The organism is Nitrincola sp. A-D6, from assembly GCF_000764495.1.
Classification (GTDB): Bacteria; Pseudomonadota; Gammaproteobacteria; order Pseudomonadales; family Balneatricaceae; genus Nitrincola.
Genome location: NZ_JRLB01000089.1, coordinates 24,030 through 47,159, shown reverse-complemented (window position 1 = coordinate 47,159; position 23,130 = coordinate 24,030). Strand labels below are relative to the sequence as shown.

The following is a 23,130-nucleotide window of genomic DNA, read 5'->3' as shown; positions in this document are numbered from 1 at the left end:
ATGAAAATCACATTCTCACGACATGCCTGCGCAATCTTGCGGCTACTGGTAATGCCTCGGGAGTAAGCAAATAACACCACCTTCAGCAGAATCGCCGGATCATAGGCCGGAGCACCGTTGACGTCATTGCGATAGCGGGATTCAAACACGCTGAGATCGAGATCATTATCCACTACATGGTTCAGCGTATACTCAAAGGTGCCAGGTTGGATTTGATCCGCGAAACGTAGTGGAATCATCTTGGTCTGGTTGTAATCGTAGTGTTTGTACCGCGCCATCCATCGCCACCCCTGATCTCAAATTCGATTCATCGATTTTAGCGGATCGATGCGCTACCAGCCAAGGGCTGGACTTATCCGACAGTCTCAACGTTCCATCGTGCTAGAACGGAGGGCCAAGCGACTGAGCATAGATCGAGCTCCCCGGGCTCTACCTATACCATTCTGCCTTGATTGCGGCGATGTCCATGTTCCTCCACTCTTCCTTCCAAAGCTCCCAGTACGGAATATCATTCGACGAAGGCGCAGGATCACATTGATCGATTTGAACAATCGAAGGCAGAACGATAGATTCGCCCACAAGCAGTGCTTCTCCTTGCCGGAATGAGGTCATTTTGTCTATCAGTGTTCCAAGAGAATCTGGTAGCAGTTTCTTGACGTATCCTTGATCAACCGGATTTGTAAGGCGCATCGCGATGAAATTGTTGCACTGCGAGAAAATCGTCTCTGAGATTTCGGACGGGCGCTGGCTTGCGAGGAGTAAGGTTACACCATATTTACGGCCTTCCTTTGCAATGCGCTCAATGGAAACTTTCGAAGAACGATACTTAGATAGCTCGCTGTTCGGCACGTACTTGTGTGCTTCTTCGTAGACAAGCAGGATAGGTACGTCGTTGTTAATCTTCTCATTCTGGTTCTTGGCACATCGCAAACGCTTATAGATGTACCCGTACTCGAAGATCAGACGAGAAATTAGCGAGACCGTTATGCTGAGAACTTCAAAAGGTACGCCGCTCAGGTCAATGACTGTAACATTTGATTTGCTTGCTGCTGAGTAACCGAGCAGGGTCTCGAGCGTTTGCTCAAATGTTATGTCTTCGACCGCTCTCCTAGAAAGAACTCAAGCCGGCTATCGTTGATTTTGCTTTCTAAACGATTGATAAAGTTTGTGAGCTTTGAGTGCAGGCTCCCGTTCTCGAACTTCGGCTGACCCGCCTTTTCTTTGTTACTTGCAGCATATACTTCACCTGTCTCCAACCGTTCCGTGTTCTTTGCAATGGCAAATTTCAAGACCTCTTGAATATCGAACGGAAGCGGCGAGTCAAGGTGAATACGCTGGGCATCACCTGACGTGCCAGTGAATTTAGCACGTCGGTCTTGCAGCACGGCTTCTTTAAAGACATTCCGCTGGTTGTGATCATTCGCTTCGGTGTCAATGAAGAATTCCTCCAGTTCCTCGGCATTCAACATCCAGTAAGGCAAAACTAAGTTCGAAACGTCGATGAAATTGGCATTTGGAAATGCGGATCGGTATTCCGAGTGAATGTCGAAGACAATTACGTGGGAGTTGTTTAGAGTAAAGTCCCCTGCTTTTTCTGAGACCGCTTTTTGAACAATAGTTGCGAGTGTGTGAGATTTTCCAGAACCGGTGGATCCAACGATGGCGATGTGCTTATTGAAGAACTTATTGCCATTCACCGGCACTCGGACCTCAGGATTCGACGCAAGACTTGAGAAACAGAAGCTCTCTGCTTCTGTGACCGAATCTGAGTATATGCGCCTAATATCCTCAATCGTCGCCGGCTCTACACTCTTCGGCGGTATCGCAAGTGAGTCGCCGCCGCGTTCGAACTTTCCGTCACGTAGAACACCTAACGGAAATGCCTCTATTATGTGATGTCGCGTTCCATCGTCTCTGGCCACAATTTGGAAATTTTCGATGATCGCGATGAGGACGGCATTCTCATTGTCGGCGATTCGGACATACGAGCCAACACGAAGCGATTCCTCTGCAATTTTAAAATCCTCCAACTTGTCTACGACAATGCGGACTTTGTCTGGGAAAACTGCGACCACTTGGGCATTAAGATTATCAGCTGTAGTTTCTACTGCCATCTCCGTCTCCGATTCGGTTATATAATTGCCGTAATATCTGTAAGATTTTTCAGTTGAATCTGAACGTGCTTGACGGCTTCGTTCGCGGGATCAAAGTAGCTATTTCCCAAGTGAAACTGGTAGACCTCTCGGGTTTTCGTAATCCCCCCACTGTCGCCCCAAGATCGGTGATTGAATTCAATACTTTCAACTTTATTCCATTGTCATGTGTGGCGCGTTTCACAATCGACTTTAGGCTGAAGTCTGCTCCTTGAAAGTCGTACCCGTCGATGAAGCCGAACTCCTCGGTCGCCAGCTCCTTCTTTAGTGCAACCAATTCATCATGGGGTAGCCCGTGAACATAAACATAAGGCAGAACGACGAGCTTCCATCGCGCTTGGTCGTCTTTGACCATTTCTTTGACAGTATGTGCAGCACATCTTTGAGATCACTCCGAACAAGTGTTGCGGGATCAACTTCGATGAGAAAGAAACGCTCGAACGGGGATAGGTTGAGGCCAGCAAAGTACTGCTTTCTCAGTGCAGCAAAGTGGCTTTCTCACCCTTCTTCCGCACGAACCATTCGTTGAACAGCACGCTAGATGTGTCTGATCCTTCTAGAAACGCCCTCTTGGTAATGGTGCGGTTGGCTGGCAACGATTGGATCGATAACTCTCTCGTCAGAGCAAGGGCGTTATTGTAATAGAAGTACTCTGCCTCGAACGGTGTGCAGCCGTAAGCGGTCTGCAACACCCGAGTGATCTCCGCGAATTGATCCTCGAAGCTCGCTGCATTGATATCGATGTTCAGAACCGACAGAAACTCAGCTAGATCATCATCACTAAGACCAAGTTCCTCGTGACGACGACGCTCCACTTTCTTTTCGCTGTACGTCAGAAAGTGCTGCTTCAGAAATGCAACGTCTATAGACAACGGTAGCTTGTGCTGGCCTGAGCTATAGTGACCACGGAGTGAGTACTTAACGAGCGGCCTCCCATCATCTTTGATTTTCTTGAAATGAGACAGCATGAACATAACGGCCGGTTTGATAACCGAGTGATTGTACTCCGTACCCGCGTAGTACTTGCACTGCACGGCTGTAACTTCCGTTGCAGTACGAATGTCGACGTCTTCGATGCACTCGACGGCAATCGAGTCCTCATAATTAGACAATTGGAGTACTTTCAGTATCGAGTAATCGAACTGGTAGAAGTACCCGCGTATAGTGTCAACTGCACTGCGGTTCGTCATGCGCTCATCCCCAACAGGTCGCCGAGGAGTCGCAGTGACTCGACGCGCCCTCCTGTAACCTACTCTTACTCGATATCCTACTAAGTCGTCGGTAATGAAGTGAAGCAACAAATCGATATACCATATCTGCGTTCCTGGTTGTTTAAGCTCACATCCAGGTTCAGCCGCAGAGGCGAAGCCCCAGAGATGTGGATGTCGGCTGGAACCTGTTTTAGTCTTGTCCCTCGGCGAGTACCCGCCCCCAGGCCGATGCAACCCGCCGCAGAAGAGCGTTATGGATAGATATGGATTGCTCTGATTTTATCCAAGCTATCCAGTGCTCGATAACTCTGCCTTATAGCCGGAGCCGCGCCCCCATTCACCAGCCATCGAATTCCATATGGATACGAACGTTTTTACCTGCTCGATCCAATGTTCCTTCGCTATATCGCCCACGTAAACCGCAAAGGAATCGAACTGCGCAACGCACTCGCTTTCCAGTGCATCAATCTGGTTGGAAAACTCTGGGTACTTGCCACGCAAGAGGGTCAAACTATTCTTAATTTCCGCTACTTCCGTTCCGCAAAATTTGACGGCGTTCGACCTTGCGCGCTGATTAATTGTTTCGTAGATGTTTAGGTTGTACCAAGAACCCTTTCGATCGATGCTCGCCGCGAGAGTCCGATGATGTGTTACAGAAAAGACACTCTTAATGTATTCACCAAAATGATTCCAGTCAGGTGATCTAGCATCTGCGTTTGCACGCCAATCGGAAACCAGCGCATGGATGTCATGTTCAAAGGCTTCTGCCTTGCTCCCTTCAGCAGAAAGCAATTCCTGTGAAGCGGAAAGAAGCGTGACCAGATCTCTCGATTTGCTTGTTATGTATGCAGACCGCCGAGACTCTAATGCCCCCCATATCTCAGATTCCGCATCAATTCTGCTATCAAACGTGAGGATATTCGGACTAATTTTATATTCGTGCGCAATTTTATTTGAAACCTGTTCTTCCCTGATGCTTCGACCAATGCTTTTCCTATCTTCTAGGTCCGTAATATCGCTGTCGATGTCTGCAATTTTATCTGATTCGTTTTTGTCTAGGATCAGCAGGGTTACGTCACGAGCAATACGGCGACCAAGCCCCAGCTGAACTCCCAGTTCATAGAACGACCTGCAATCAGCATCCGGGGCATCCACGAACGAGGAGCAAATTACTGGAAATATTCCCTCTGTATCCAGCGCTCTTCGAATATCCTCTCGATGGATATATGAATCGATGCCACGTGTGTCGACGATGCTCCAGACGCTATCCCTCGCATTAAGGGAAACGGGCCTCGGATTGTTATGCGTGCGGGAATCGAAACTGTTTTGTTCTTTCCGTCGTTAATCCGTGCGAAATTTTCTTTGAGCCAGCTCTGCCAACTTTTTGATTCCTCTGGATTGGGCCAGAACTCGGTTTCTGTCCTGCTCTCAAGCGCTAAACAAGAAAACATAAGATCATTCACTTCTATTACAGATTTACAGCTCTTTGAGAACTCTAGTGCCTTATCGCTTGAACGCCATTTGCCGTCCTCTTTCTTTTTCTCAATTGTGAGACCGAGCATATTCCGTATACACCGGGTGAGTTCTTCACTCAGAAGATTGCCGCCCTCGTCTTCATCGGCAATGGTCTTGCTGGCTTTCGTCCATATGAAGTCGGCAAAATTACCTACTATTCGCTGAACTTCCTCGTCCGGTAACGGTTCGACTTTGATGGAGTACCGAGGTGAATATTCGACCGCTACCTCACACACTGTGGTTCGGCCAGCCCCTGTCTTCAGGACCTCTACAGGCTCATTGTCGGGGCCGTCATACTGCAGGCCGGACACCTTGCATATTGCGGATGTTTTCCCGGCACCGATCTTGCCAATAAAGGCTGCACTAAAGTGCTTCTGTTCTATTGCATCAAGAAGTCTAGCTATTCCGTTCCTATTCTCGATCAGACGTGCAGCCACGTCCTGATTGAGCGGGGCTGCCAGGTAGCGATCTATCTCGGCCAGTAAAGGCACCGCCTGTTCTCTCATCTTTCATACTCCAAGCTGAAATTACTCAAAAGGCTAACGCAAAGCACACGAGCGACGCCAAACGCGCCAGCAAGTTTGGCGTCCCAGCCGCCACAGGCCACGAGTTCTGTGCCTTGATATGCATAGCTTAAGCTAAATTAAATCAGGGCTTTCGCAACTCTGTTCACTCAATAAATTAGATATAATCTCTAAATCCGTACTAGCGACTGCGGCTTTGTAATAATTTTTTGATTCTGAAAAATGTTGCAACGTCAATTTAATATCTAAAATGACGTTTTTTAAACCGACAACATCAGTTAATGAAAAATCTAGATTCAGTGATGATAGATAAACAAGACCTGCCCCTTGGTGCACAATGGAGGGCAGTCGTTGCCCATAAAAAATAGGATTTAGCACGAATATCATCCCACTTCGCATTTGAAAAATATTTATCCCAGTTAAGGTCTAAACTTGGCATATGGAACTCTCCGACTAATTTAGTGCATACGCCCAGCACACGGGCGGCTGAAATGAAGAGAAGCGTAATGTAAGCCGTCCAGCACAGCGTTTTTTGCCGGGCTCACGTGCTGCTTGTTGTATGCCATCTTTATAGGCCGTAGAATTTTGAGATAGCAGTTGCCAACAAGCTCCCTGCTGCTCCAACGCTAACGGACCAAGTGCCATCTGCCGCCTTAGTGGTCATTTTTCCTATCCAGCTACTAACCTTTGGACCAAAAGCCTCAGTTCTTGTTGCCTCTGGATCTTGGCTAATTGCAAGCTCCAAGGACCTGATGTCTTCTTCATTAACTTCCTGTTGTCTGAAATAACGTGCGAGAGAGTCAAAATTACCAGGTGTTACTGTCATTGACATTGTTTGACTTACGCTACCACCAGACACATTACCCAACACACCTTGGAAATTGTGGATGTTAATGGCCGATTGATTTTCAGTGGCAATAGCTTTTTCCTCCGCGGAAAAATTTATGCCATCCCCTAAGATTCCTTGTGATTCGAGCAGCAAAGCCCAGTCTAACAATTGGGTTCTAACTTGCTCCAATACGCTTTTGACTTGGTTGCTCCCAATAATGCGAGTCGGTTCTAACTGGGCAAAACCACCTTGCATTCGCATTAAAGCTGCTTTTTGCTCTGGAGGAAAAGGAAATGTTAATTGTTCTTTGGCGTTTGACCTAGATATCAAATGCTGAAGCGACTCTACAGATTCGAATATTTTTACCTCACTAACCAAGCTCGCTAACTCACCATCTTCGATGATAAACGGCTGATACCCATGATAGGGGTTAATGACTTTCAGCTGTGAACCGATAACTCTGTAATTTGGAATATCTTCTGCTGATTGATATCCATTTAATTCTGACAAAACCCATGATCTGAAATCGTTCAGACCTAGTTTCGAAGAAATTAGGAGTGCTTTTCTCAACAAATCCGGCAGATGGTTCTTGCTATCAGAAGCCATCTCTTGTAATTGCACTACTATTGGAGTGCTCATGCATCCTCCTTTTGCATATAACATATTAGTTCAGGAGCGCACCACCATAGGTGGTGCGCCCTCTGCAACAAAAGGTTATCCTTGGTTGTTCTTCCGCTTCGCATTGCCATGTCCTTGATGTTGTGAAAGCGGCTCCTCGCAGTGATGAATGACTTTTCCAGTCTCGTAATCGGTGATCTTCTCAAAATAGTGGTCATTGCCCCTGTCGATAACCCGTTGCCGGTGGACATGTTTTCCAAAACTGCGAGAGTAATCAGGCATCGACAGATCCTCGACGTATGGCTTCTTTTGACCAGGACGCTTTGCCTTCAAACCGTATCCATCTCTAACCACAAGCGTTTCCACTATTGAAATGCTATGAACACGCTTTATGCTACCGCACACATCGCATGGTCGGCGGATCTCCAGTGCGTCCACCTCGGCAGCAATTGGAGCACCGCAATCGGCACACTCAGTCGTTTCGTCAACCTTGGTCATTGGACTATTATTTATTCCGTAGCCTCAAAGGCCGTTCTGCCCAAACCTGCTATTCACTCGTACCCATACTAGCCCGATTCAATCCTTCCCTTATTGACCCAAAGCAAGCCCTAACAAATACGCACCAAGAAGATCATTTATTCAGCACAATAACTAGATAACTGCAGGCAAGACCCACACAAAAAATCACAGAAAAACAGAAACACCCGTCACAAAGGCCCGAAAACCCCACCTTCAATCACGGCTACCGCACGGACCGTGCATTATCACAGCGTGGGACTACTTAAATTGTGGGTATTTGATTAAAACAACAAAGGCCTGCATGAGCAAGCCTTTGATTAGGGAACTTTAGTCGAGGATTAGCGGAAGGTGAATTCCCCGGCTTCGACGTCTACGCCGATTTCACTGCCTGGGGGGTAGTCGCCTGCCAGGAGTTTTTGCGCCAGCGGGTTTTCGATCCACTGTTGGATGGCGCGTTTCAGTGGGCGGGCGCCGTAGATGGGTTCGAAGCCGACATCCACCAGTTTTTCCAGTGCAGTGGGGGTCAGGGTCATGCGCAGGTCGAATTCGGCCAGGCGTTTGCGCAGGCGTTCCAGCTGGATGTTGGCGATACCGGCGACCTGGTCTTTGCGCAGGCTGTGGAATACCACCACTTCGTCGATGCGGTTGATCACTTCGGGGCGGAAGTGCATGCCGACGACTTCCATTACCGCTTTTTTCATCAGCTCGTAGTCGTCGTCATCGCTGAAGCCCTGGATCAGGTCGGAGCCCAGGTTAGAGGTCATGACGATGATGGTGTTACGGAAGTCGACGGTGCGGCCCTGGCCATCGGTCAGGCGGCCGTCTTCCAGTACCTGCAACAGGATGTTGAACACGTCTGGGTGGCTTTTTCCACTTCGTCCAGCAGCAGTACGGAGTAGGGTTTACGCCGCACGGCTTCGGTGAGGTAGCCGCCTTCTTCATAGCCGACATAGCCGGGAGGGGCACCGATCAGGCGGGCGACGGAGTGTTTCTCCATAAACTCGGACATATCGATGCGCACCATGCTTCTTCTGTGTCGAACAGGAAGTGTGCCAAGGCTTTGCAGAGTTCGGTTTTACCCACACCGGTTGGGCCGAGGAACAGGAAGCTGCCGCTGGGTCGGGCGGGGTCAGCCAGACCGGCACGGGAGCGGCGCACGGCGTTGGCTACTGCGACTACGGCTTCGCTCTGTCCGACCACGCGCTGGTGCAGGGCGTCTTCCATGCGCAGCAGTTTGTCGCGTTCACCTTCGAGCATTTTGGTCACCGGAATCCCGGTCCAGCGCGACACCACTTCGGCCACCTCTTCTTCGGTGACTTTATTGCGCAGCAGTTTAGTTTCCTGTGGTCCCTGCTCGGCTGAGTCGGCGGCTTGCAGCTGTTTCTCCAGCTCAGGGATGCGGCCATATTGCAGCTCGGCCATTTTGGTCAGATCCCCGGCACGGCGGGCCTGTTCCATTTCGACACGCGCCTGGTCGAGTTTTTCTTTAACGTTCTGTGAACCCTGCAGGCTGGCTTTTTCCGCTTTCCAGATTTCATCCAGATCGGAGTATTCTTTTTCCAGTTTGCTGATGGTTTGCTGCAGTTCGTTTAAGCGTTTCTGCGAGGCGTCGTCGGTTTCTTTTTTCAGCGCTTCACGTTCCATTTTCAGCTGAATCAGGCGACGCTCCAGACGGTCCATGGATTCGGGTTTGGAATCCATCTCCATACGGATGCGTGATGCGGCTTCGTCGATCAGGTCGATGGCTTTATCCGGCAGCTGACGGTCGGTGATATAGCGCTGGCTCAGCTTGGCCGCGGCGACGATGGCGGAGTCGGTGATATCGACACTGTGGTGTATCTCATAACGCTCTTTTAAGCCGCGCAGGATGGCGATGGTGTCTTCTTCGGAAGGCTCATCAACGATGACTTTCTGGAAACGCCGCTCCAGTGCGGCATCTTTTTCCACATACTGACGGTACTCATCCAGGGTGGTGGCGCCGACACAGTGGAGTTCGCCGCGCGCCAGTGCGGGCTTGAGCATATTCCCGGCATCCATGGCGCCTTCGCCTTTACCGGCGCCGACCATGGTGTGCAGTTCGTCGATAAACAGGATGATCTGGCCTTCCTGTTTCGACAATTCATTCAGTACCGCTTTCAGGCGCTCTTCAAACTCACCACGGAATTTGGCACCGGCAATCAGCGAGCCCATATCCAGCGACAAGACGCGTTTGTGTTTCAGCCCTTCCGGTACTTCACCATTGATAATGCGCTGCGCCAGTCCTTCAACGATAGCGGTTTTACCCACACCGGGTTCACCGATCAGTACCGGGTTGTTTTTGGTACGGCGTTGTAACACCTGAATGGTACGACGTATCTCTTCATCACGGCCAATGACCGGGTCGAGCTTGCCGTTTTCCGCACGTTCGGTGAGATCGACGCAGTATTTATCCAGCGCCTGACGTGATTCTTCGACGTTGGGATCGGTCACAGCGGCACCACCACGCATGTTGTTGATCGCTTCGGTGAGTTTTTCACGGGTCACGCCGACTTCTTTGAGCACCCGTCCGGCGTCAGACTTGTCATCCACCATCGACAGCAGCATCAGTTCGCTGGCGATATACTGGTCACCGCGTTGCTGCGCCAGTTTATCGGTCAGGTTGAACAGCCGTGCCATGTTCTGTGACAGACGAATTTCACCATCTGGGTCTTTGACCTGGGGTAAACGATCCAGCGCTTCACCGATTTTGCGGCTCAGCAGGGGCATTTGTGCACCGGCCTGACCGAGCAAGGGACGTACGGAACCATCGCGCTGTTCGATGAACGCGGCGAGCAGGTGAATCGGTTCGATAAAGTTATGGTCTTTGCCAACCGCCAGTGACTGAGCTTCAGTCAGGGCGTCTTGCAACTTTGAAGTGAATTTATCAGGACGCATGCCCTTCTCCTTAATTCTGCATCGATGCGGCGGTTGATTGGGACAACGCTGGCATCTGTTACTGTTGCTGAATTAATGGGGTTGGGGTTTGAGCAATTCAAGTGGTTACATTTTAATCAGCTAATTTATTCGCCTTCGATCCAGATCAGGCTGGCCATGCGACCGGTTTGATTGTTACGGCGATAGGAATAGAAGTACTCACTATCGGTGAAGGTGCAGAAATCACCGCCATAGACTTCGGTAACTCCCGCGGCGGCGAGTCGAATACGTGCCAGACGGTAGATATCCGCCAGCCATTTGCCGGGATTGGTGGGTGCCTGGATAAAAGCGGCGGAGGCCAGGGGATTGTCTTCACAGAAGGCCAGAAACACATCATCGCCCACTTCAAACGCCAGTGGCCCGATGGCCGGGCCCAGCCAGACCATAACATCGGCGGGGTTGGCAAATACCGCAGGGTATTTTCCAACACACCGTTAGCCAGGCCCCGCCAGCCCGCATGGGCAGCCGCCACGCGCGTGCCAGCACGGTCAGTAAACAGCAGTGCAGGCAGTCGGCGGTCATCACCGCACAGGCCATGCCCGGTTCATCGCTCCAGCAGGCATCCGCTGCCATGGGCGAATCATCATCACTGGCTTTGATGACGGCGGTGCCATGTACCTGTTCCAGCCATTGCACCGGCTTTTTCAGGCCCATCGCCTGTTGCAGTATCTGACGGTTCTGTTCCACCAGTAACGGATCATCACCCACGTGGTAAGCAAAATTCAGCCCGTCATAAGGCGGCTGACTGACACCATCCATACGCGTGGTGGTCAGGGCATGAATATTGGGCTTTACCGGCCAGCTGGCTCTGATCAGTTTCATGGGTTACAGCTCGTAGTCGCAGTTATCGGCATCTTCTTTGAGCACCCGACGCACGGCTTCAAAATCAGCGGGCAGATCAATTTCCCAACTCATCTGCTGACCGGTTTGTGGATGCCAGAGTTCCAGCTTTTTAGCATGCAACGCCTGTCGACGAAAGTGTTTCAGTACTTCTTTCATCTCTTCACTGGCGCCCTTGGTCAGGCGGACACGGCCACTGTAAAGCGGATCGCCCACCAGCGGATAGTTGATGTGTGACATGTGCACACGGATCTGATGGGTGCGTCCAGTTTCCAGTTTCAGGCGGATATGGGTATGCGAACGGAATTTTTCCAGCACCCGATAGTGAGTGATCGCTTCTTTGCCAACTCCTACTACTGCCATCTTTAGACGGTTTTTGGAATGACGCGCCATCGGCTCATCGACACAACCACCGCCCGTCATCACCCCATAGACAATGGCTTCATATTCACGCCCCATACTGCGATCCTGCAACTGGGCCACCAGCTCGGTTTGTGCCTGGATGGTTTTCGCCACCACCATCAGACCGGTGGTATCCCGGTCCAGACGGTGCACGATACCGGCGCGCGGTACATGACCAATAGCCGGGCAGTGATGCAGCAGCGCGTTCAGCAAGGTGCCATCGGCATGACCCGCCGCCGGGTGTACCACCAGACCCGCAGGCTTGTTCAGAATCAGGATATCGTCATCTTCATAGACAATATCCAGAGGAATATCCTGAGCTGCATGACGATCGATCGAAGCAATTTCGACCGATACAGTAATCTGCTCACCACCGCTGAGCTTATCGCGCGTACGGCGGATTTCGCCATTGACCCGAAGGGCTCCCTCTTTTATCCAGCTTTGCAGCCGTGAGCGGGAGTATTCAGGAAATAACTGCGATACGGCCTGATCCAGCCGTAAACCGTACATTTCGGCCGGTACGGCGGCATTTAAATCAACCTGTTCTGACATCGAATTCTAATCTTTACTCAAGGATGTTTTAGCTTGGCATCCGGTTGTGTTTTAATAGGCCGGAATGAATGTTCTTCCAGTATAACCGAAACCGATCTGAAACGCCGGATTCGGTCAACATCTCAGGATAAAGCAATATGCAATTTGTCAAAGTGATTTGCGCTCTGACCCTTTTGATTATGATTTCCGGCTGCTCGTGGTTTGGCGGCGATAAAGCCATTCCCGATATTCCCGAGCAGATACTCTATGACGATGCCATGAGTGCCCTGGATGCCGGCAACTGGTCGCTGGCGATTGAGAAGCTACAGTTACTTGAAGCGCGCTATCCGTTTGGGCGTTTTTCGGAACAGTCACAACTGGAGTTGATCTACGCCTACTATCGCAACAGTGAACCCGCTGCGGCCCGTGCCGCCGCTGATCGCTTCGCGCGCCTGCATCCTAATCACGACCATATTGATTATGCCTATTACCTGAAAGGCCTGACCTCATTTGAAGAGGATCGCAACTTCCTGGCGCGCTTCCTGCCGCTGGATGAAACCCAGCGTGATCCGGGTGCGGCGATGGACTCGTTTGAGAGCTTTTCCATTCTGCTGAACCGCTACCCCAACAGTGAGTTTGCTCCGGATGCTCAGCGACGCATGCAGTATTTGAAAAACCGCCTGGCAACTTATGAAATTCATGTAGCCAGCTACTACATGAAGCGTGAAGCCTGGGTCGCCGCGGCTAATCGTGGCCGTTATGTGGTCGAGAATCTGCAGGAAACCCCTGCCGTACCCGACGCACTGGCGATCATGGCCGAGTCTTATACCAAAATGGGCATGAATGATCTGGCTGAAAGTGCCTTGGAAGTCCTGCGTCTGAACTATCCGGATTATGTGATTCGTCCTTTCTCGCCGCAGCGTTTCGATCTGCTCTACACCGCCAGCTTTGGTCTGCTGGGTGAAATTGAGCCAGCCACACCGGCACGGCCAGTTAATCCCGATCGGCTACGTGAGGCAGAAGAGCAGGGCGAACGCGCCAGCAGCGGTAGCCGTTCTCTGTTACACCGTATCACCTTCGGTACCTTTGGCAGCGATGGTAGTGAAGCGGAAAGCGGCGAGCTGATCGAGCAGGGTCAGTAAACTGAGCCAAAAAAATTACCTGTGCATTGGGCCACCTTCGGGTGGTCCAATGCGTTAAGGCTCACAGGGAACTTTCTGATCAACCCAGCATCTGTTATGTTATAACAAATTAACAACCCTATTCATATCAGGAGCACAGCATGCGCAAGATCGCCCTTTCCCTGTTACTCATAGCCAGCAGCCTCAGTTTTGCCGACTCACATGACCACGACCATGAGCACGACGACGATCATCAACACGACCAGAGTCAGCTTGATTCTCATGTACACGGGATGGCACAGCTGGATGTGGTGCTGGAAGGCTCTATGCTTCTGGCCAGCCTTAAAGCCCCTGCCGCCGACCTGGTAGGTTTTGAGCATGTGGCGGATGGAGAAGAACAGATCATTCAGGTATACGACCTGGTCGGGCGCATGAACCTGCCTGATACCTTCTGGCATTTACCCGAAGCCGCTGGCTGTGAAGCTGAAGAGATTCATGTTGAACACCACCTATTGGAAGATGAAGAAGATCACGACCATGAGCATGAGCATGAGCATGAGCATGACACAGCTCACAGCGATGTAATTGTAGATTATTACTATACTTGCGAGCATCCGGAACAACTGGAGCAGATCCGGGTCAATCTGTTCAACACCTATCCCTCCCTGCAGGAAATACAGGTGCAGTTGATCACCCCGGCAGGCCAACAGGGCCTGATCCTGAATGCAGGACAAAATATGCTTAGACTGAACGAATGACGCAAACAACCGCTATCAAACTGAACCAGCTGAGCTTTGGCTGGAAACCTCACCAGCCCGTTTTGCAGATCGACAGCTTAACCATCCCCCGGGGTGAGCAGGTGTTTCTGCGTGGCGCATCCGGTAGCGGTAAAAGCACCCTGCTGAACCTCTTAGGTGGGTTAATGAAACCCCAGCAGGGTGACATCGAACTTTTGGATCAATCGCTTAATACCCTGTCACAGCGCCAGCGTGATCACTTTCGTGCCGATCACATTGGTGTGCTGTTTCAGCAGTTTAACCTGCTGCCCTATCTCAGCCTGATTGATAATGTCGTGCTGCCCTGCCGCTTTTCAGCCGCACGCCGCCGTAAAGCCGGAGATCCGGTGGCCGCCGCGCGGGCATTACTGCAAGCACTGGGACTGGGTGCCTTTATTGATCGCCCTGTACCGACCGCTGAGCTGTCCATAGGTCAGCAGCAGCGTGTTGCGGCAGCCAGGGCGTTGATCGGACAGCCGGAAGTATTGCTTGCCGATGAACCCACCTCGGCACTCGACAGTGATACCCGTGACCAGTTTCTGGATCTGCTCTCGACGCAAAGCCGTCTGAATAACACCACGCTGGTGTTTGTCAGTCATGATCTGAGCCTGAGCCAACACTTTGACCGGGTGATCAATCTGGGCGATATCAATCGCTGTACAGGAGCCAACTGATGCTGGCTCTGGCGCTACGCAGTCTTTGGAACCGTCGTGGTACGGCGGCACTGACACTGCTCACTTTGGCTATCAGCGCGCTATTACTGACCGGTGTGGAAAAGCTGCGCCAGGATGCCCGCCAGGGTTTTTTTAATACGGTGGCAGGCACCGACCTGATCGTCGGCGCACGCAGCGGCTCACTGCCACTGCTGTTGTATTCGGTATTCAATATCGGCCAGCCTACCAATAACATCCGCTGGAGCAGCTATGAGCAGATAGCGGCGCAGGATCAGGTGGCCTGGAGCATTCCCATTACCCTGGGTGACTCGCATCGCGGTTTTCGCGTAGTGGGCACCACTGAAGACTACTTCCGCTACTACCGCTTTGGTAAACAGCAGCCCTTAGTGTTTAGTCAGGGTGATGTGTTTGATGACCTGTTTGACGTTGTTGTCGGTGCCGAAGTGGCGCGCGCGCTGGATTACAGTTTGGGTGACAAACTGGTCATTGCTCATGGACTGGGACAAGGCAGCTTTGCCAACCATGACGATATGCCGTTTAGGGTATCGGGCATTTTGCAATCGACCGGCACACCGGTAGACCGCAATGTGCTCATCAAACTCGGCGCCTGGGAAGCGATTCATCTTGGCTGGCGAGCAGGTACCCGCATTCCGGGCCTGGGTGCCAGTCAGGATGAAGCCCGCGAAATGGATCTGACCCCCAAACAGATCACCGCCTTTCTGTTGGGTCTGGAATCGCGCATCAGCACTTTCCACCTGCAACGTTCAATCAATAATTTTCGTGCCGAACCTCTACAGGCGATTTTGCCAGGCGTTGCTATTCAGGAGCTATGGCAGGTGATGGCGGTGGCCGAACGCACCCTGCTGATCATTTCCGGTTTTGTGGTGTTTGCAGGCTTTACCGGCATGCTCGGCATTCTGTTGACCAGTCTTAACGAGCGTCGGCGTGAGCTGGCAGTGTTGCGTGCCGTGGGGGCAGGCCCTCTGCGTATTGTGGCACTGTTATTATTTGAAGCGACGTTACTGACCTTCCTGGGTATTCTATCAGGACTGGGACTGCTGACCTTGCTAACCCTGGGTATTCAGGATTGGCTGGCACTGGAGTACGGGATTTTCCTCAACCCCGGCTGGCCAGACAAGAATCAGTGGCTGCTTCTGGGTGCCGTACAACTGGCAGGACTTTTAACCGGCCTGATTCCCGCCTGGCGCGCCTACCGCTATACTCTGGCTGATGGCCTGACACCCAGGCTTTGATTCCCTGATATAGACACCCTGACAGGATACGTATGCTGAAACTGATTGTCCCTTTGCTGCTGGCACTATTGATGGCGTTGCCGGTGCAAGCCGAAGAAGTCAAAGACGCTGAAGAGCCCAGAGTATTCACCTGGGATGAGCTGATGCCGGAAGACTATACCCTGACGCTCAGTGAGCTGATCGGCGATTCGGATTTCGATCCCTACAACTTCGACATAATTGATGATTACAGCCCGGAAGCAGAACGCATGATGGATAATATGCTGCAGGTGCTGGCCTCAGCACCGGTGCGCGGTGAGCTGGATGGCATGATGATCAGCATTCCTGGCTTTGTGGTACCGTTGGAAGCGGAGCAGACCAAGGTATTCCGCTTTTTCCTGGTCCCCTATTTTGGGGCCTGCATCCATGTGCCACCGCCACCATCGAATCAGATCATCGATGTGCATTTTGAACCGGGTACAGAAGTCGAAAACCTCTGGGACGCGGTGTGGATCACCGGGCGTTTAACCACGGTCACCTTCAGCCATGATATGGGTACCGCTGGTTACAGACTGGAAGCCTTTCAGATCACCCCTACGACTGGGACGAAGCCGAAGAGGGAGAGTGGTAGCCTGATTCAAGCGTTTAAGGATTACTCACCAGGCCGCCAGCCAGAGGTGATCGGATAACGCCGGTCACGACCAAAACCGCGCTGGGTAATACGCGGCCCGATAGGCGCCTGACGCCGTTTGTATTCATTTATATCTACCAGTCGCACCACCCGCTGCACCACCGCTTCATCAAAACCCTCAGCAATAATGGCGTGAGCACTGAAATCGCGTTCAACATAAAGCTCCAGTATCCGGTCCAGATCGGCATAGTCCGGCAGTGAATCCTGATCCTGCTGTCCAGGCGCCAGCTCAGCTGAAGGCGGTCTGTCGATCACCCGCTGCGGAATCGCCGGTGACAGGCTATTGCGATAGTTCGCCAGACGGTACACCAGTGTTTTCGGTACATCTTTCAATACATCGAAACCGCCCGCCATATCGCCATACAGAGTCGAATAACCCACCGCCACTTCACTCTTGTTGCCAGTAGTCAGCACCAGAGCACCGGTTTTATTCGAGATCGCCATCAGCAACACCCCGCGGCAACGCGCTTGCAGGTTCTCTTCGGTGGTATCTGGCTTGAGTCCGTCAAAAGCAGGGGCCAGTTGCTGCATAAAACTGTCATACAGGGGTTCAATGGAGATGGCGCTATAACGCATCCCCAGCATTTTGGCTTGCCCCTCGGCATCTTCGACGCTCATGGAAGCGGTGTAACGAAACGGCATCATCACCACTTCAACCCGCTCCGGCCCCAACGCATCCACAGCAATGGCCGCCGTAACCGCTGAGTCGATACCACCGGATAACCCCAGCACCACCTTGGGAAAGCGATTTTTTTCAACATAGTCACGCACACCCGTGACCAGCGCCTGATACACAGACGCCTCATAATCGGGGAAAGGCTGAGAGGGTTGCAGCGGGCTAATCACACCTGTACCCACTTGAAAATCGACACAATCCAGTGACTCACTAAAGTGAGCTGCACTAAACACCAACTCCCCTTCAGCACTCACCACTAACGAGCCACCATCAAACACCAGCTCATCCTGCGCGCCAAACTGATTCACATAGATAATCGGTGCACCGCATTCCTGCGCCCGCTGCGCCAACACCTGCAGGCGCAAACCGGTTTTACCGGCATGGAAGGGCGATGCATTCAGATTCAGAATCAGCTCAGCGCCCTGGGCTTTTAACTGTTCAACTGGCGTACTGTGCCAAATATCTTCGCAGATACTTAAACCAATACGACAGCCTTTCAGGCTGAAGGTACCCGATTGATGCCCGGCGACAAAATAGCGCTGCTCATCAAACACCTGAAAATTAGGCAGACACTGCTTGGCGTATTCAAAGATCAACTCGCCCTGATGAATCACACCCGCCATATTGTAAAGCCGACCCTCGTTATAACGCGGATAGCCCACCACCAGCGTGATGCCCTGCAGCTCCTGACATAGCCGCTGCAACGCCTTCTCAATCCGCGGCTCCAGACTTGGCCGCAGCAGCAGATCCTCCGGCGGATAGCCCGTAATCGCCAACTCAGAACACAGCAGCACATCCGCCTGATGCTGATCCCGCGCCGTCACCGCCGCCGCCAGTATCTTATCGGTATTACCGGGAATATCTCCCACCAGGAAGTTCAACTGGGCCATAGCGACCCGCAGGGTATCGGTCATTGCGTGAGTAAACTCGTCAGCTGTTTATATCATTTTGATTTAGTAGTGATAACGGCATGCAAGTATCGTAATTGCGTTATCATCAACGGCATACACTAATCTGTTGGTATCATCGATACGGCGGGACCAAAAGCCAGCCAGGTGTTCTTTCAGCGGCTCAGGCTTACCTATACCTTCAAAAGGAGAACGCTTAACGTCATTAATCAGTTTATTAATGCGCTTAAGGGTTTTCTTATCCTGAGTCTGCCAATACACGTAATCGCTCCAGGACTCATCTGTCCATGATAGCAAACGATTACTCATCAATTAAATCTCTTTGACTGACTTTACCTGCTTTAAATTGAGCAATGGAACGGTTCAAATGCTCTGCGTTTGCCGGTGAACGCAGTAAATGTACGGTTTCCATTAAGCTATTGTAGTAATCCAGCGACATAACCACAGCATCCTCAGAGTCACGACGTGTGATGACGGTGGTATCCGCATCATTAACAACGGCATCCAGAACCGCTTTTAAGCTATTTCTAGCTTCTGTAAAAGAGACGATTCTCATAGAACCTCCACATGTACCATTAATAAGACAAGTATATACCCAAGACATCAACCTGTACATTTAATAGCACATGAACCACGCTAATTGCTCCAACGCTGTACTGTTGGTTTTGTTTCTATGTACCCAAAGAGATGACAAGGGTGCTGCCCAGATCCCGTTCCTGAGAGGCATAGTATTGTTAATTACGGAATACTAAAACGTAAAATCCGGAGTCATTAGACGTAAATATCGGAACGTTCCATCGTAAATTACGGAATACGCAGATACAGAAAATGTGAAGAACTTCACACCTCTGGCTACACTCCCTAGGCAAACCTTCAGCTGTACTGCTCTATAGGCACGTTTCCATCTGCTATCAGTTGGCACGAACTTTCGCGGGGATAGTGGTTGATGATACAGCCATATGTTTGTATATACTGTGCAATAAAGATAAGAGGGAGAGTAACCAGTTAATCCGAAAGGCTTTTTGCATTTAAGGGAAAGCCTTCGATGTTAATGCTGCAAAATCAGTTACTCTGTTCATCTCGTTGCTGACGCAGTATTTCGATATTTTCTTCATACTTTTTCTCGACTGCCAGTTCTATAAAGCGGCGAAGGGTATTAGGCTGTGAATCCTCTGAATCTTCTATTGGAAGATAGCCTAGAGACATTTGCAGCGCATGTTCAAAAACACTTAGTCCTGTAATGTCCTGAAGATTAGGATCTGCACCAGCAGCCAGCAACACCTCAACACCCTGCATGTCATTGACTAACAACGCATCTGAAAGCGCCGTTCTTCCAAGGACATCCTGGGCATTAACATCAGCACCCGCCTGAATTAACATTGCGAGGGTTTCAGTACAACCCTTGATCATAGCCGGTGCTGTATACTGGCCAAGGAGGCTATAACTATTAAATGATGGCTGTTCAATCTCGGCCCCCGCCGCTAACAGCTGCCTGGCTTGCTCCGGTCTGCATTCAAACCATGCATTAGTTGCGTAGGGATGATGAGCATTGTTTGCAAAATAAATAGGTGTTCGGGATGGAGTTTTAAGATGCCCACCAGGAAATAAGGCATTTACATCAGCACCTGCAGCAATCAATGCACCCAACTGCTCTGGTGTACCAAACATAACCACTTCAAAAATCAGCGGGTACTCAAATACCTCTTGTCTATATGGATTTGTATAGCGGTAGGTTGCTTCAGCTATAGGTATTTTTTGATCTGCATATTGATCAAAAATCGCTTGAATTTCATCAGTCTGCTGCCGTTTGTGAGCCTCATATTCTAACTTAATCTCATGGTATTGCTCATATTCTGAAACTTGCATCTCAGACATCACGGCAGTACTAAAAAAGCTGCCAAATAAACAAATGAAAATTAAAAGCCACCGAAACATGCTCATTCTAACTCCATTTATAGACTTTTGATCTTATTCCATAGATTTTCAAATTTACAACTGTCATGTTCAGCCACCCTCAAAACTGCCTGTAAGGGATCCTGGGAAAGGAACCTCAATGTTTCAGACTTCCAAAGAATATCTCCATGATTATGGTAACAATTATCAACTTCATTGCGAATATGCATCAGCATCACCCCTCTCGTCCCTGACGGCTCCAACAACCCCACCATCGGCCCAATCAAATGACCGACTTCTCTGCCAACAAGATAGCGAAAAGGGGTTTTACCAGAGACAGCGGTTCGGGTGACTAAATACTTTTTTTCGGCTGCTGCAATAATACTGATGCCATATTCCGCTTTCAGCGTCTGGCATACATCAACGGTGGGAAATAAACTGGTGGCTGAGCTGCGTAACTCTTCAGGACAAAGACTGGTTGTCATGATCACTCCTTGATATAGACGGACTTGTATTATCTGACTACAACGCTATTACTTCCTTTAGCAACAATAACCCTACATTTTGAATGCAATGTAGTCAACCCACTATTCACTCAACCTCTTCCCGAACCCGTCCAGCCATAGAAATCACCAACCGATGCTCCAATTCCGACTGCCCTGCCCGAATACGAAAAGTGCCATTGGAGAAACCGGTGACGCTACCATCTGCCTGATAGGTCAGGCTGTCGCCACGGTTCCAGTGCACGCTAAGGGGCGAAGCAAAGCGGTCCACGCGCAGTAGCTTGTCAGTATGAGATACCATGCGGTCACGTTCGGTATCGATAAACATCAACACACCCTGCCACTGGGTGGTGCCGCTTACAGCATCACTCACACACTGCTCACCATCGTCTGTGCGACACAGGGTAATCCACTCCCGGCGACTGACCGCTTCGATCCGGGCCAGTGCCAGGTGCGTTTTCAGGCGCTCGGCAGTACTCTCCTGGCGTGTCTTTTCCAGCAAGGCTGAGAAGGAGGGCACTGCGACTGTGGTTAACACGACCACCAGCACCAGCGCGACCAGGAGCTCCAGCAAGCTCAGCCCCTGTTGACTGCTTGGCGGCTGGATGCGCATCCCTTTCATAGCAGTTCAGCCCAGTTGTGCAGATAAATCCGTCCCTCATCCACCGAGCGATAAAAACTAACCCGCAACAGGCTGTTGCTTACATCATCCAAATCGCTCTGCACCGCTCCGCGAACGGTCAGCGTGACATAATCACCGTCCCAATCCAGTTGATCAGCCAGAATCTCGTAGTAACTCTGTGCAGAAGGATCACCGCTATTCAGGCTTTCCCAACCTTCACTCTCCCAGTGATCCGGGTCGGCTGACAACCAGGTATAGAAGGCCATAACACCGGAATCAGCCGCTTCATCAGACTGTACTTTGAGATGTAGATTGTGGCTCATACGCTGCTGCAATTGCGAATTAACCGCCGCACTGAAGGTCAGCATAGCGATCACAGAGAGGAAAATCAGCGTTACCAGCAAGCTGTTTCCCTGCATGGTTTTCAATTGTATAGTCATGGGATACCTCCTTGTATCCTGTTCAGTAGCGCCTCAATGCAGCGCTGTATTCCACCGGCTCCCTGCCAGCATTGATACCTGAGAAAGACAGCCGAAAGCGCAGACTGCGTACCGGAATGCAGCAGTGTGGGACTGGCAGATGTTCATCCTCAAGAATCCGTCCGTCGTCATTGAGGTCAACACCATAAGAAAAGCGCAATTCGGCAATGCCAGCAATCAAAGCCTGACCATTGCAGCGCAGTTGATCATCACCAACCTGAAACTGATCAATAAACTCCGTAGCGGCTGTCTGCTCCTGACCCAGACAGTTACGACTCCCCTCCTGCGCAAGGTAAGTTAACCGGAGGTGCTGTGCATCACTGTCCAGGTTGACCTGCTGCGCCTGACGTATGGCACGGCGTAGCTGCAACACGCTGTAGCGTTCAATCTCCTGCGCTGAATTTAAGCGCTGCTGTGAGCGCCAGCTTTCCTTTCCAGCTACTAACAGGGTTGAAGCAGCAAGCAACAACACGGCGCTAATCGCCAGTGCCACCAGCAGCTCTGTCAGGCTAAAGCCTTGCTGGGCAGGCATGTTAACAATCTGCAGTTGCGGGCCGGTGACTTTGCCACAACTGTCCTGGAAACGAGGGATCATCGGGTGTGGCACTGAAAAGGTTCGAATAATCTTGCAGCAGATAATTCTGACGCGCCTCACTATTTAATGCCGCCAGATAGCAGCGTTGTTGCCAGAGATGTTCAATAGCTTCGGTATGCGTCAGCGTTTGTTGCGTGAGTAGCTGACTCTGGTGGGCTGTTTGCAGATTGCGCAGTTGCAGTTGCGTTAGTGCCAGGCTGCCACTGCTGAGCAGCAACAGGGTGATCATGACTTCGGGAAGGCCGACGCCGCGCTGAACGCAGCAAGAAGGGGTAAATGGTCGCATGACTTTTCCGTCCCTGAAAAAGTTAGAGTTTTTGAAGCTGTCCTTAGCTTCAGCGAATTTTTAGACTAGTACGCCAGATTATCGGCGTCAAGTCTGACAACCAGCCCAACAACAGGACTGAGGACTGGCTATCTCAGGTTACGCATCCGCCAGGTCAACAATCTTCACTTCAAACAACACGGTTTTTCCCGCCAGCGGATGGTTGAAATCCACGGTAACACGCTCATCACTGAATTCAGTGACAACGCCCGGCACTTCACCACCAGGCTCTTTAAAGGAAACCACCAGACCTGGCTCCAGATCCATATTGGTAAACTGACTGCGCGGCATAACCTGGATATTGCTGGGGTTGTGCATACCGAAACCGCGTTCAGGGGCAATGGTGAGATCCAGATGATCACCCACTTTCAAACCAATCAGTGCCTGCTCGAAGCCTTCGGGAATATTGCCATCGCCAAAAACAAACTCTACTGGTGCCGCATCAAAGTTGGAATCAATCACCGTACCATTTTCGAGCTTGATGGCGAAGTGCAGAGTTACGGCAGTACCTTCTCCCAGAATTTTGTCGCTCATATAATGC

The 23,130-nt window shown here is 50.8% G+C and carries 27 protein-coding genes and 2 pseudogenes; 5 read left to right on the top strand and 24 right to left on the bottom strand.

The window, feature by feature from the left end:
• The 14 genes and pseudogenes from LH51_RS14315 to rluD form a co-directional block, all read right to left on the bottom strand.
• The coding region (locus tag LH51_RS14315) for a transposase (RefSeq protein ID WP_036523287.1) at positions 1 to 278 on the bottom strand (278 nt) is incomplete at its 3' end.
• A gap of 151 nt (positions 279 to 429) precedes the next feature.
• A complete protein-coding gene (locus tag LH51_RS21560) occupies positions 430 to 849 on the bottom strand; it encodes an ATP-binding protein (RefSeq protein WP_200882010.1) in 420 nt (139 codons plus the stop codon).
• Between the two features lie 239 nt (positions 850 to 1,088).
• On the bottom strand, positions 1,089 to 2,114 hold the full coding sequence (locus LH51_RS21555) for an ATP-binding protein (RefSeq protein ID WP_200882009.1): 1,026 nt from the start codon (positions 2,112 to 2,114) through the stop codon (positions 1,089 to 1,091).
• A gap of 515 nt (positions 2,115 to 2,629) precedes the next feature.
• Positions 2,630 to 3,343, bottom strand: coding sequence for a DUF4297 family anti-phage-associated protein (locus LH51_RS21550; protein WP_200882008.1), 714 nt, complete (start codon positions 3,341 to 3,343; stop codon positions 2,630 to 2,632).
• Positions 3,344 to 3,652: 309 nt separating this feature from the next.
• Positions 3,653 to 4,519: a hypothetical protein gene (locus tag LH51_RS21545; protein WP_036523284.1), complete on the bottom strand. Its 867-nt coding sequence runs from the start codon at positions 4,517 to 4,519 to the stop codon at positions 3,653 to 3,655.
• A 14-nt stretch (positions 4,520 to 4,533) separates the two neighbouring features.
• Positions 4,534 to 5,385 carry a hypothetical protein gene (locus LH51_RS21540; protein ID WP_036523281.1) on the bottom strand — a complete coding sequence of 284 codons (852 nt, stop codon included), beginning with the start codon at positions 5,383 to 5,385 and terminating at the stop codon, positions 4,534 to 4,536.
• 132 nt (positions 5,386 to 5,517) lie between these two features.
• Positions 5,518 to 5,781: a hypothetical protein gene (locus LH51_RS20615; RefSeq protein WP_144244283.1), complete on the bottom strand. Its 264-nt coding sequence runs from the start codon at positions 5,779 to 5,781 to the stop codon at positions 5,518 to 5,520.
• Positions 5,782 to 5,971: 190 nt separating this feature from the next.
• Positions 5,972 to 6,871 carry an AbiTii domain-containing protein gene (locus LH51_RS14290; RefSeq protein WP_036523278.1) on the bottom strand — a complete coding sequence of 300 codons (900 nt, stop codon included), beginning with the start codon at positions 6,869 to 6,871 and terminating at the stop codon, positions 5,972 to 5,974.
• Between the two features lie 75 nt (positions 6,872 to 6,946).
• Positions 6,947 to 7,348: a hypothetical protein gene (locus LH51_RS14285; RefSeq protein ID WP_052063810.1), complete on the bottom strand. Its 402-nt coding sequence runs from the start codon at positions 7,346 to 7,348 to the stop codon at positions 6,947 to 6,949.
• A 359-nt stretch (positions 7,349 to 7,707) separates the two neighbouring features.
• A complete protein-coding gene (locus tag LH51_RS24850; RefSeq protein ID WP_235263759.1) occupies positions 7,708 to 8,040 on the bottom strand; it encodes a hypothetical protein in 333 nt (110 codons plus the stop codon).
• Positions 8,041 to 8,058: 18 nt separating this feature from the next.
• Positions 8,059 to 8,366 (bottom strand): annotated as a pseudogene (locus LH51_RS24845) (AAA family ATPase); the annotation flags it as partial.
• Positions 8,339 to 10,282: a Clp protease N-terminal domain-containing protein gene (locus LH51_RS14280; RefSeq protein WP_442934846.1), complete on the bottom strand. Its 1,944-nt coding sequence runs from the start codon at positions 10,280 to 10,282 to the stop codon at positions 8,339 to 8,341. The pseudogene LH51_RS24845 and the gene LH51_RS14280, both read right to left, overlap by 28 nt.
• A gap of 125 nt (positions 10,283 to 10,407) precedes the next feature.
• A pseudogene (gene pgeF, locus LH51_RS14275) lies at positions 10,408 to 11,080 on the bottom strand (peptidoglycan editing factor PgeF).
• 66 nt (positions 11,081 to 11,146) lie between these two features.
• Positions 11,147 to 12,115, bottom strand: coding sequence for a 23S rRNA pseudouridine(1911/1915/1917) synthase RluD (gene rluD, locus LH51_RS14270; RefSeq protein WP_036523274.1), 969 nt, complete (start codon positions 12,113 to 12,115; stop codon positions 11,147 to 11,149).
• A 137-nt stretch (positions 12,116 to 12,252) separates the two neighbouring features.
• On the opposite strand from rluD, the gene LH51_RS14265 reads away from it, so the two are divergent.
• From LH51_RS14265 to LH51_RS14245, 5 genes are all read left to right on the top strand, one after another.
• Entirely contained in the window at positions 12,253 to 13,236 is a 984-nt protein-coding gene (locus LH51_RS14265; protein WP_052063809.1) for an outer membrane protein assembly factor BamD, read from the top strand.
• 140 nt (positions 13,237 to 13,376) lie between these two features.
• A complete protein-coding gene (locus tag LH51_RS14260; protein ID WP_036523271.1) occupies positions 13,377 to 13,973 on the top strand; it encodes a DUF2796 domain-containing protein in 597 nt (198 codons plus the stop codon).
• Positions 13,970 to 14,665, top strand: coding sequence for an ABC transporter ATP-binding protein (locus tag LH51_RS14255; RefSeq protein ID WP_036523268.1), 696 nt, complete (start codon positions 13,970 to 13,972; stop codon positions 14,663 to 14,665). Before LH51_RS14260 ends, LH51_RS14255 begins: the two co-directional genes overlap by 4 nt.
• The gene (locus LH51_RS14250; protein ID WP_036523267.1) at positions 14,665 to 15,918 is read left to right on the top strand and encodes an ABC transporter permease; all 1,254 of its coding nucleotides are present in this window, start codon (positions 14,665 to 14,667) and stop codon (positions 15,916 to 15,918) included. Before LH51_RS14255 ends, LH51_RS14250 begins: the two co-directional genes overlap by 1 nt.
• A 32-nt stretch (positions 15,919 to 15,950) precedes the next feature.
• On the top strand, positions 15,951 to 16,586 hold the full coding sequence (locus LH51_RS14245; protein ID WP_081960834.1) for a DUF3299 domain-containing protein: 636 nt from the start codon (positions 15,951 to 15,953) through the stop codon (positions 16,584 to 16,586).
• Here LH51_RS14245 and LH51_RS14240 read toward each other — a convergent pair.
• From LH51_RS14240 to LH51_RS14195, 10 genes are all read right to left on the bottom strand, one after another.
• Entirely contained in the window at positions 16,550 to 18,178 is a 1,629-nt protein-coding gene (locus LH51_RS14240; RefSeq protein WP_036523266.1) for an NAD+ synthase, read from the bottom strand. The two genes, LH51_RS14245 and LH51_RS14240, sit on opposite strands and share 37 nt — an antisense overlap.
• A 39-nt stretch (positions 18,179 to 18,217) precedes the next feature.
• Complete coding sequence (locus LH51_RS14235) at positions 18,218 to 18,481, bottom strand: Txe/YoeB family addiction module toxin (RefSeq protein WP_036523263.1); 264 nt, start codon at positions 18,479 to 18,481, stop codon at positions 18,218 to 18,220.
• Positions 18,474 to 18,728, bottom strand: a complete 255-nt coding sequence (locus LH51_RS14230) for a type II toxin-antitoxin system Phd/YefM family antitoxin (protein ID WP_036523260.1) — start codon at positions 18,726 to 18,728, stop codon at positions 18,474 to 18,476. The genes LH51_RS14235 and LH51_RS14230 overlap by 8 nt, the downstream gene beginning before the upstream one ends.
• A gap of 506 nt (positions 18,729 to 19,234) precedes the next feature.
• Entirely contained in the window at positions 19,235 to 20,113 is an 879-nt protein-coding gene (locus LH51_RS19440; protein WP_052063808.1) for an ankyrin repeat domain-containing protein, read from the bottom strand.
• 11 nt (positions 20,114 to 20,124) lie between these two features.
• On the bottom strand, positions 20,125 to 20,550 hold the full coding sequence (locus tag LH51_RS14220; protein ID WP_036523257.1) for a hypothetical protein: 426 nt from the start codon (positions 20,548 to 20,550) through the stop codon (positions 20,125 to 20,127).
• A 106-nt stretch (positions 20,551 to 20,656) separates the two neighbouring features.
• Entirely contained in the window at positions 20,657 to 21,190 is a 534-nt protein-coding gene (locus LH51_RS14215; RefSeq protein WP_036523256.1) for a GspH/FimT family protein, read from the bottom strand.
• Complete coding sequence (locus tag LH51_RS14210) at positions 21,187 to 21,630, bottom strand: pilus assembly PilX family protein (RefSeq protein WP_036523255.1); 444 nt, start codon at positions 21,628 to 21,630, stop codon at positions 21,187 to 21,189. Before LH51_RS14210 ends, LH51_RS14215 begins: the two co-directional genes overlap by 4 nt.
• A 22-nt stretch (positions 21,631 to 21,652) precedes the next feature.
• Entirely contained in the window at positions 21,653 to 22,264 is a 612-nt protein-coding gene (locus LH51_RS14205; protein ID WP_081960833.1) for a PilW family protein, read from the bottom strand.
• Positions 22,203 to 22,550 carry a prepilin-type N-terminal cleavage/methylation domain-containing protein gene (locus LH51_RS14200; RefSeq protein ID WP_036523252.1) on the bottom strand — a complete coding sequence of 116 codons (348 nt, stop codon included), beginning with the start codon at positions 22,548 to 22,550 and terminating at the stop codon, positions 22,203 to 22,205. Before LH51_RS14200 ends, LH51_RS14205 begins: the two co-directional genes overlap by 62 nt.
• A gap of 138 nt (positions 22,551 to 22,688) precedes the next feature.
• On the bottom strand, positions 22,689 to 23,123 hold the full coding sequence (locus LH51_RS14195; protein WP_036523250.1) for an FKBP-type peptidyl-prolyl cis-trans isomerase: 435 nt from the start codon (positions 23,121 to 23,123) through the stop codon (positions 22,689 to 22,691).
• Between the last annotated feature and the right edge of the window lie 7 nt (positions 23,124 to 23,130).

Bases quoted from the DNA above. Each gene is read 5' to 3' on its own strand.
- LH51_RS14290 (WP_036523278.1), bottom strand. From the start codon at position 6,871: ATGAGCACTCCAATAGTAGTGCAATTACAAGAGATGGCTTCTGATAGC.
- LH51_RS21555 (WP_200882009.1), bottom strand. From the start codon at position 2,114: ATGGCAGTAGAAACTACAGCTGATAATCTTAATGCCCAAGTGGTCGCA.
- LH51_RS21540 (WP_036523281.1), bottom strand. From the start codon at position 5,385: ATGAGAGAACAGGCGGTGCCTTTACTGGCCGAGATAGATCGCTACCTG.
- LH51_RS19440 (WP_052063808.1), bottom strand. From the start codon at position 20,113: ATGAGCATGTTTCGGTGGCTTTTAATTTTCATTTGTTTATTTGGCAGC.
- LH51_RS14265 (WP_052063809.1), top strand. From the start codon at position 12,253: ATGCAATTTGTCAAAGTGATTTGCGCTCTGACCCTTTTGATTATGATT.
- LH51_RS14210 (WP_036523255.1), bottom strand. From the start codon at position 21,630: ATGACTATACAATTGAAAACCATGCAGGGAAACAGCTTGCTGGTAACG.
- LH51_RS14220 (WP_036523257.1), bottom strand. From the start codon at position 20,550: ATGACAACCAGTCTTTGTCCTGAAGAGTTACGCAGCTCAGCCACCAGT.
- LH51_RS14235 (WP_036523263.1), bottom strand. From the start codon at position 18,481: ATGAGTAATCGTTTGCTATCATGGACAGATGAGTCCTGGAGCGATTAC.
- LH51_RS14250 (WP_036523267.1), top strand. From the start codon at position 14,665: ATGCTGGCTCTGGCGCTACGCAGTCTTTGGAACCGTCGTGGTACGGCG.
- LH51_RS14240 (WP_036523266.1), bottom strand. From the start codon at position 18,178: ATGACCGATACCCTGCGGGTCGCTATGGCCCAGTTGAACTTCCTGGTG.
- LH51_RS14245 (WP_081960834.1), top strand. From the start codon at position 15,951: ATGCTGAAACTGATTGTCCCTTTGCTGCTGGCACTATTGATGGCGTTG.
- LH51_RS14255 (WP_036523268.1), top strand. From the start codon at position 13,970: ATGACGCAAACAACCGCTATCAAACTGAACCAGCTGAGCTTTGGCTGG.
- LH51_RS21550 (WP_200882008.1), bottom strand. From the start codon at position 3,343: ATGACGAACCGCAGTGCAGTTGACACTATACGCGGGTACTTCTACCAG.
- LH51_RS14195 (WP_036523250.1), bottom strand. From the start codon at position 23,123: ATGAGCGACAAAATTCTGGGAGAAGGTACTGCCGTAACTCTGCACTTC.
- LH51_RS14205 (WP_081960833.1), bottom strand. From the start codon at position 22,264: ATGATCCCTCGTTTCCAGGACAGTTGTGGCAAAGTCACCGGCCCGCAA.
- LH51_RS14260 (WP_036523271.1), top strand. From the start codon at position 13,377: ATGCGCAAGATCGCCCTTTCCCTGTTACTCATAGCCAGCAGCCTCAGT.
- LH51_RS14280 (WP_442934846.1), bottom strand. From the start codon at position 10,282: ATGCGTCCTGATAAATTCACTTCAAAGTTGCAAGACGCCCTGACTGAA.
- LH51_RS24850 (WP_235263759.1), bottom strand. From the start codon at position 8,040: ATGCACTTCCGCCCCGAAGTGATCAACCGCATCGACGAAGTGGTGGTA.
- LH51_RS14215 (WP_036523256.1), bottom strand. From the start codon at position 21,190: ATGAAAGGGATGCGCATCCAGCCGCCAAGCAGTCAACAGGGGCTGAGC.
- LH51_RS14285 (WP_052063810.1), bottom strand. From the start codon at position 7,348: ATGACCAAGGTTGACGAAACGACTGAGTGTGCCGATTGCGGTGCTCCA.
- LH51_RS14200 (WP_036523252.1), bottom strand. From the start codon at position 22,550: ATGCGACCATTTACCCCTTCTTGCTGCGTTCAGCGCGGCGTCGGCCTT.
- LH51_RS14230 (WP_036523260.1), bottom strand. From the start codon at position 18,728: ATGAGAATCGTCTCTTTTACAGAAGCTAGAAATAGCTTAAAAGCGGTT.
- rluD (WP_036523274.1), bottom strand. From the start codon at position 12,115: ATGTCAGAACAGGTTGATTTAAATGCCGCCGTACCGGCCGAAATGTAC.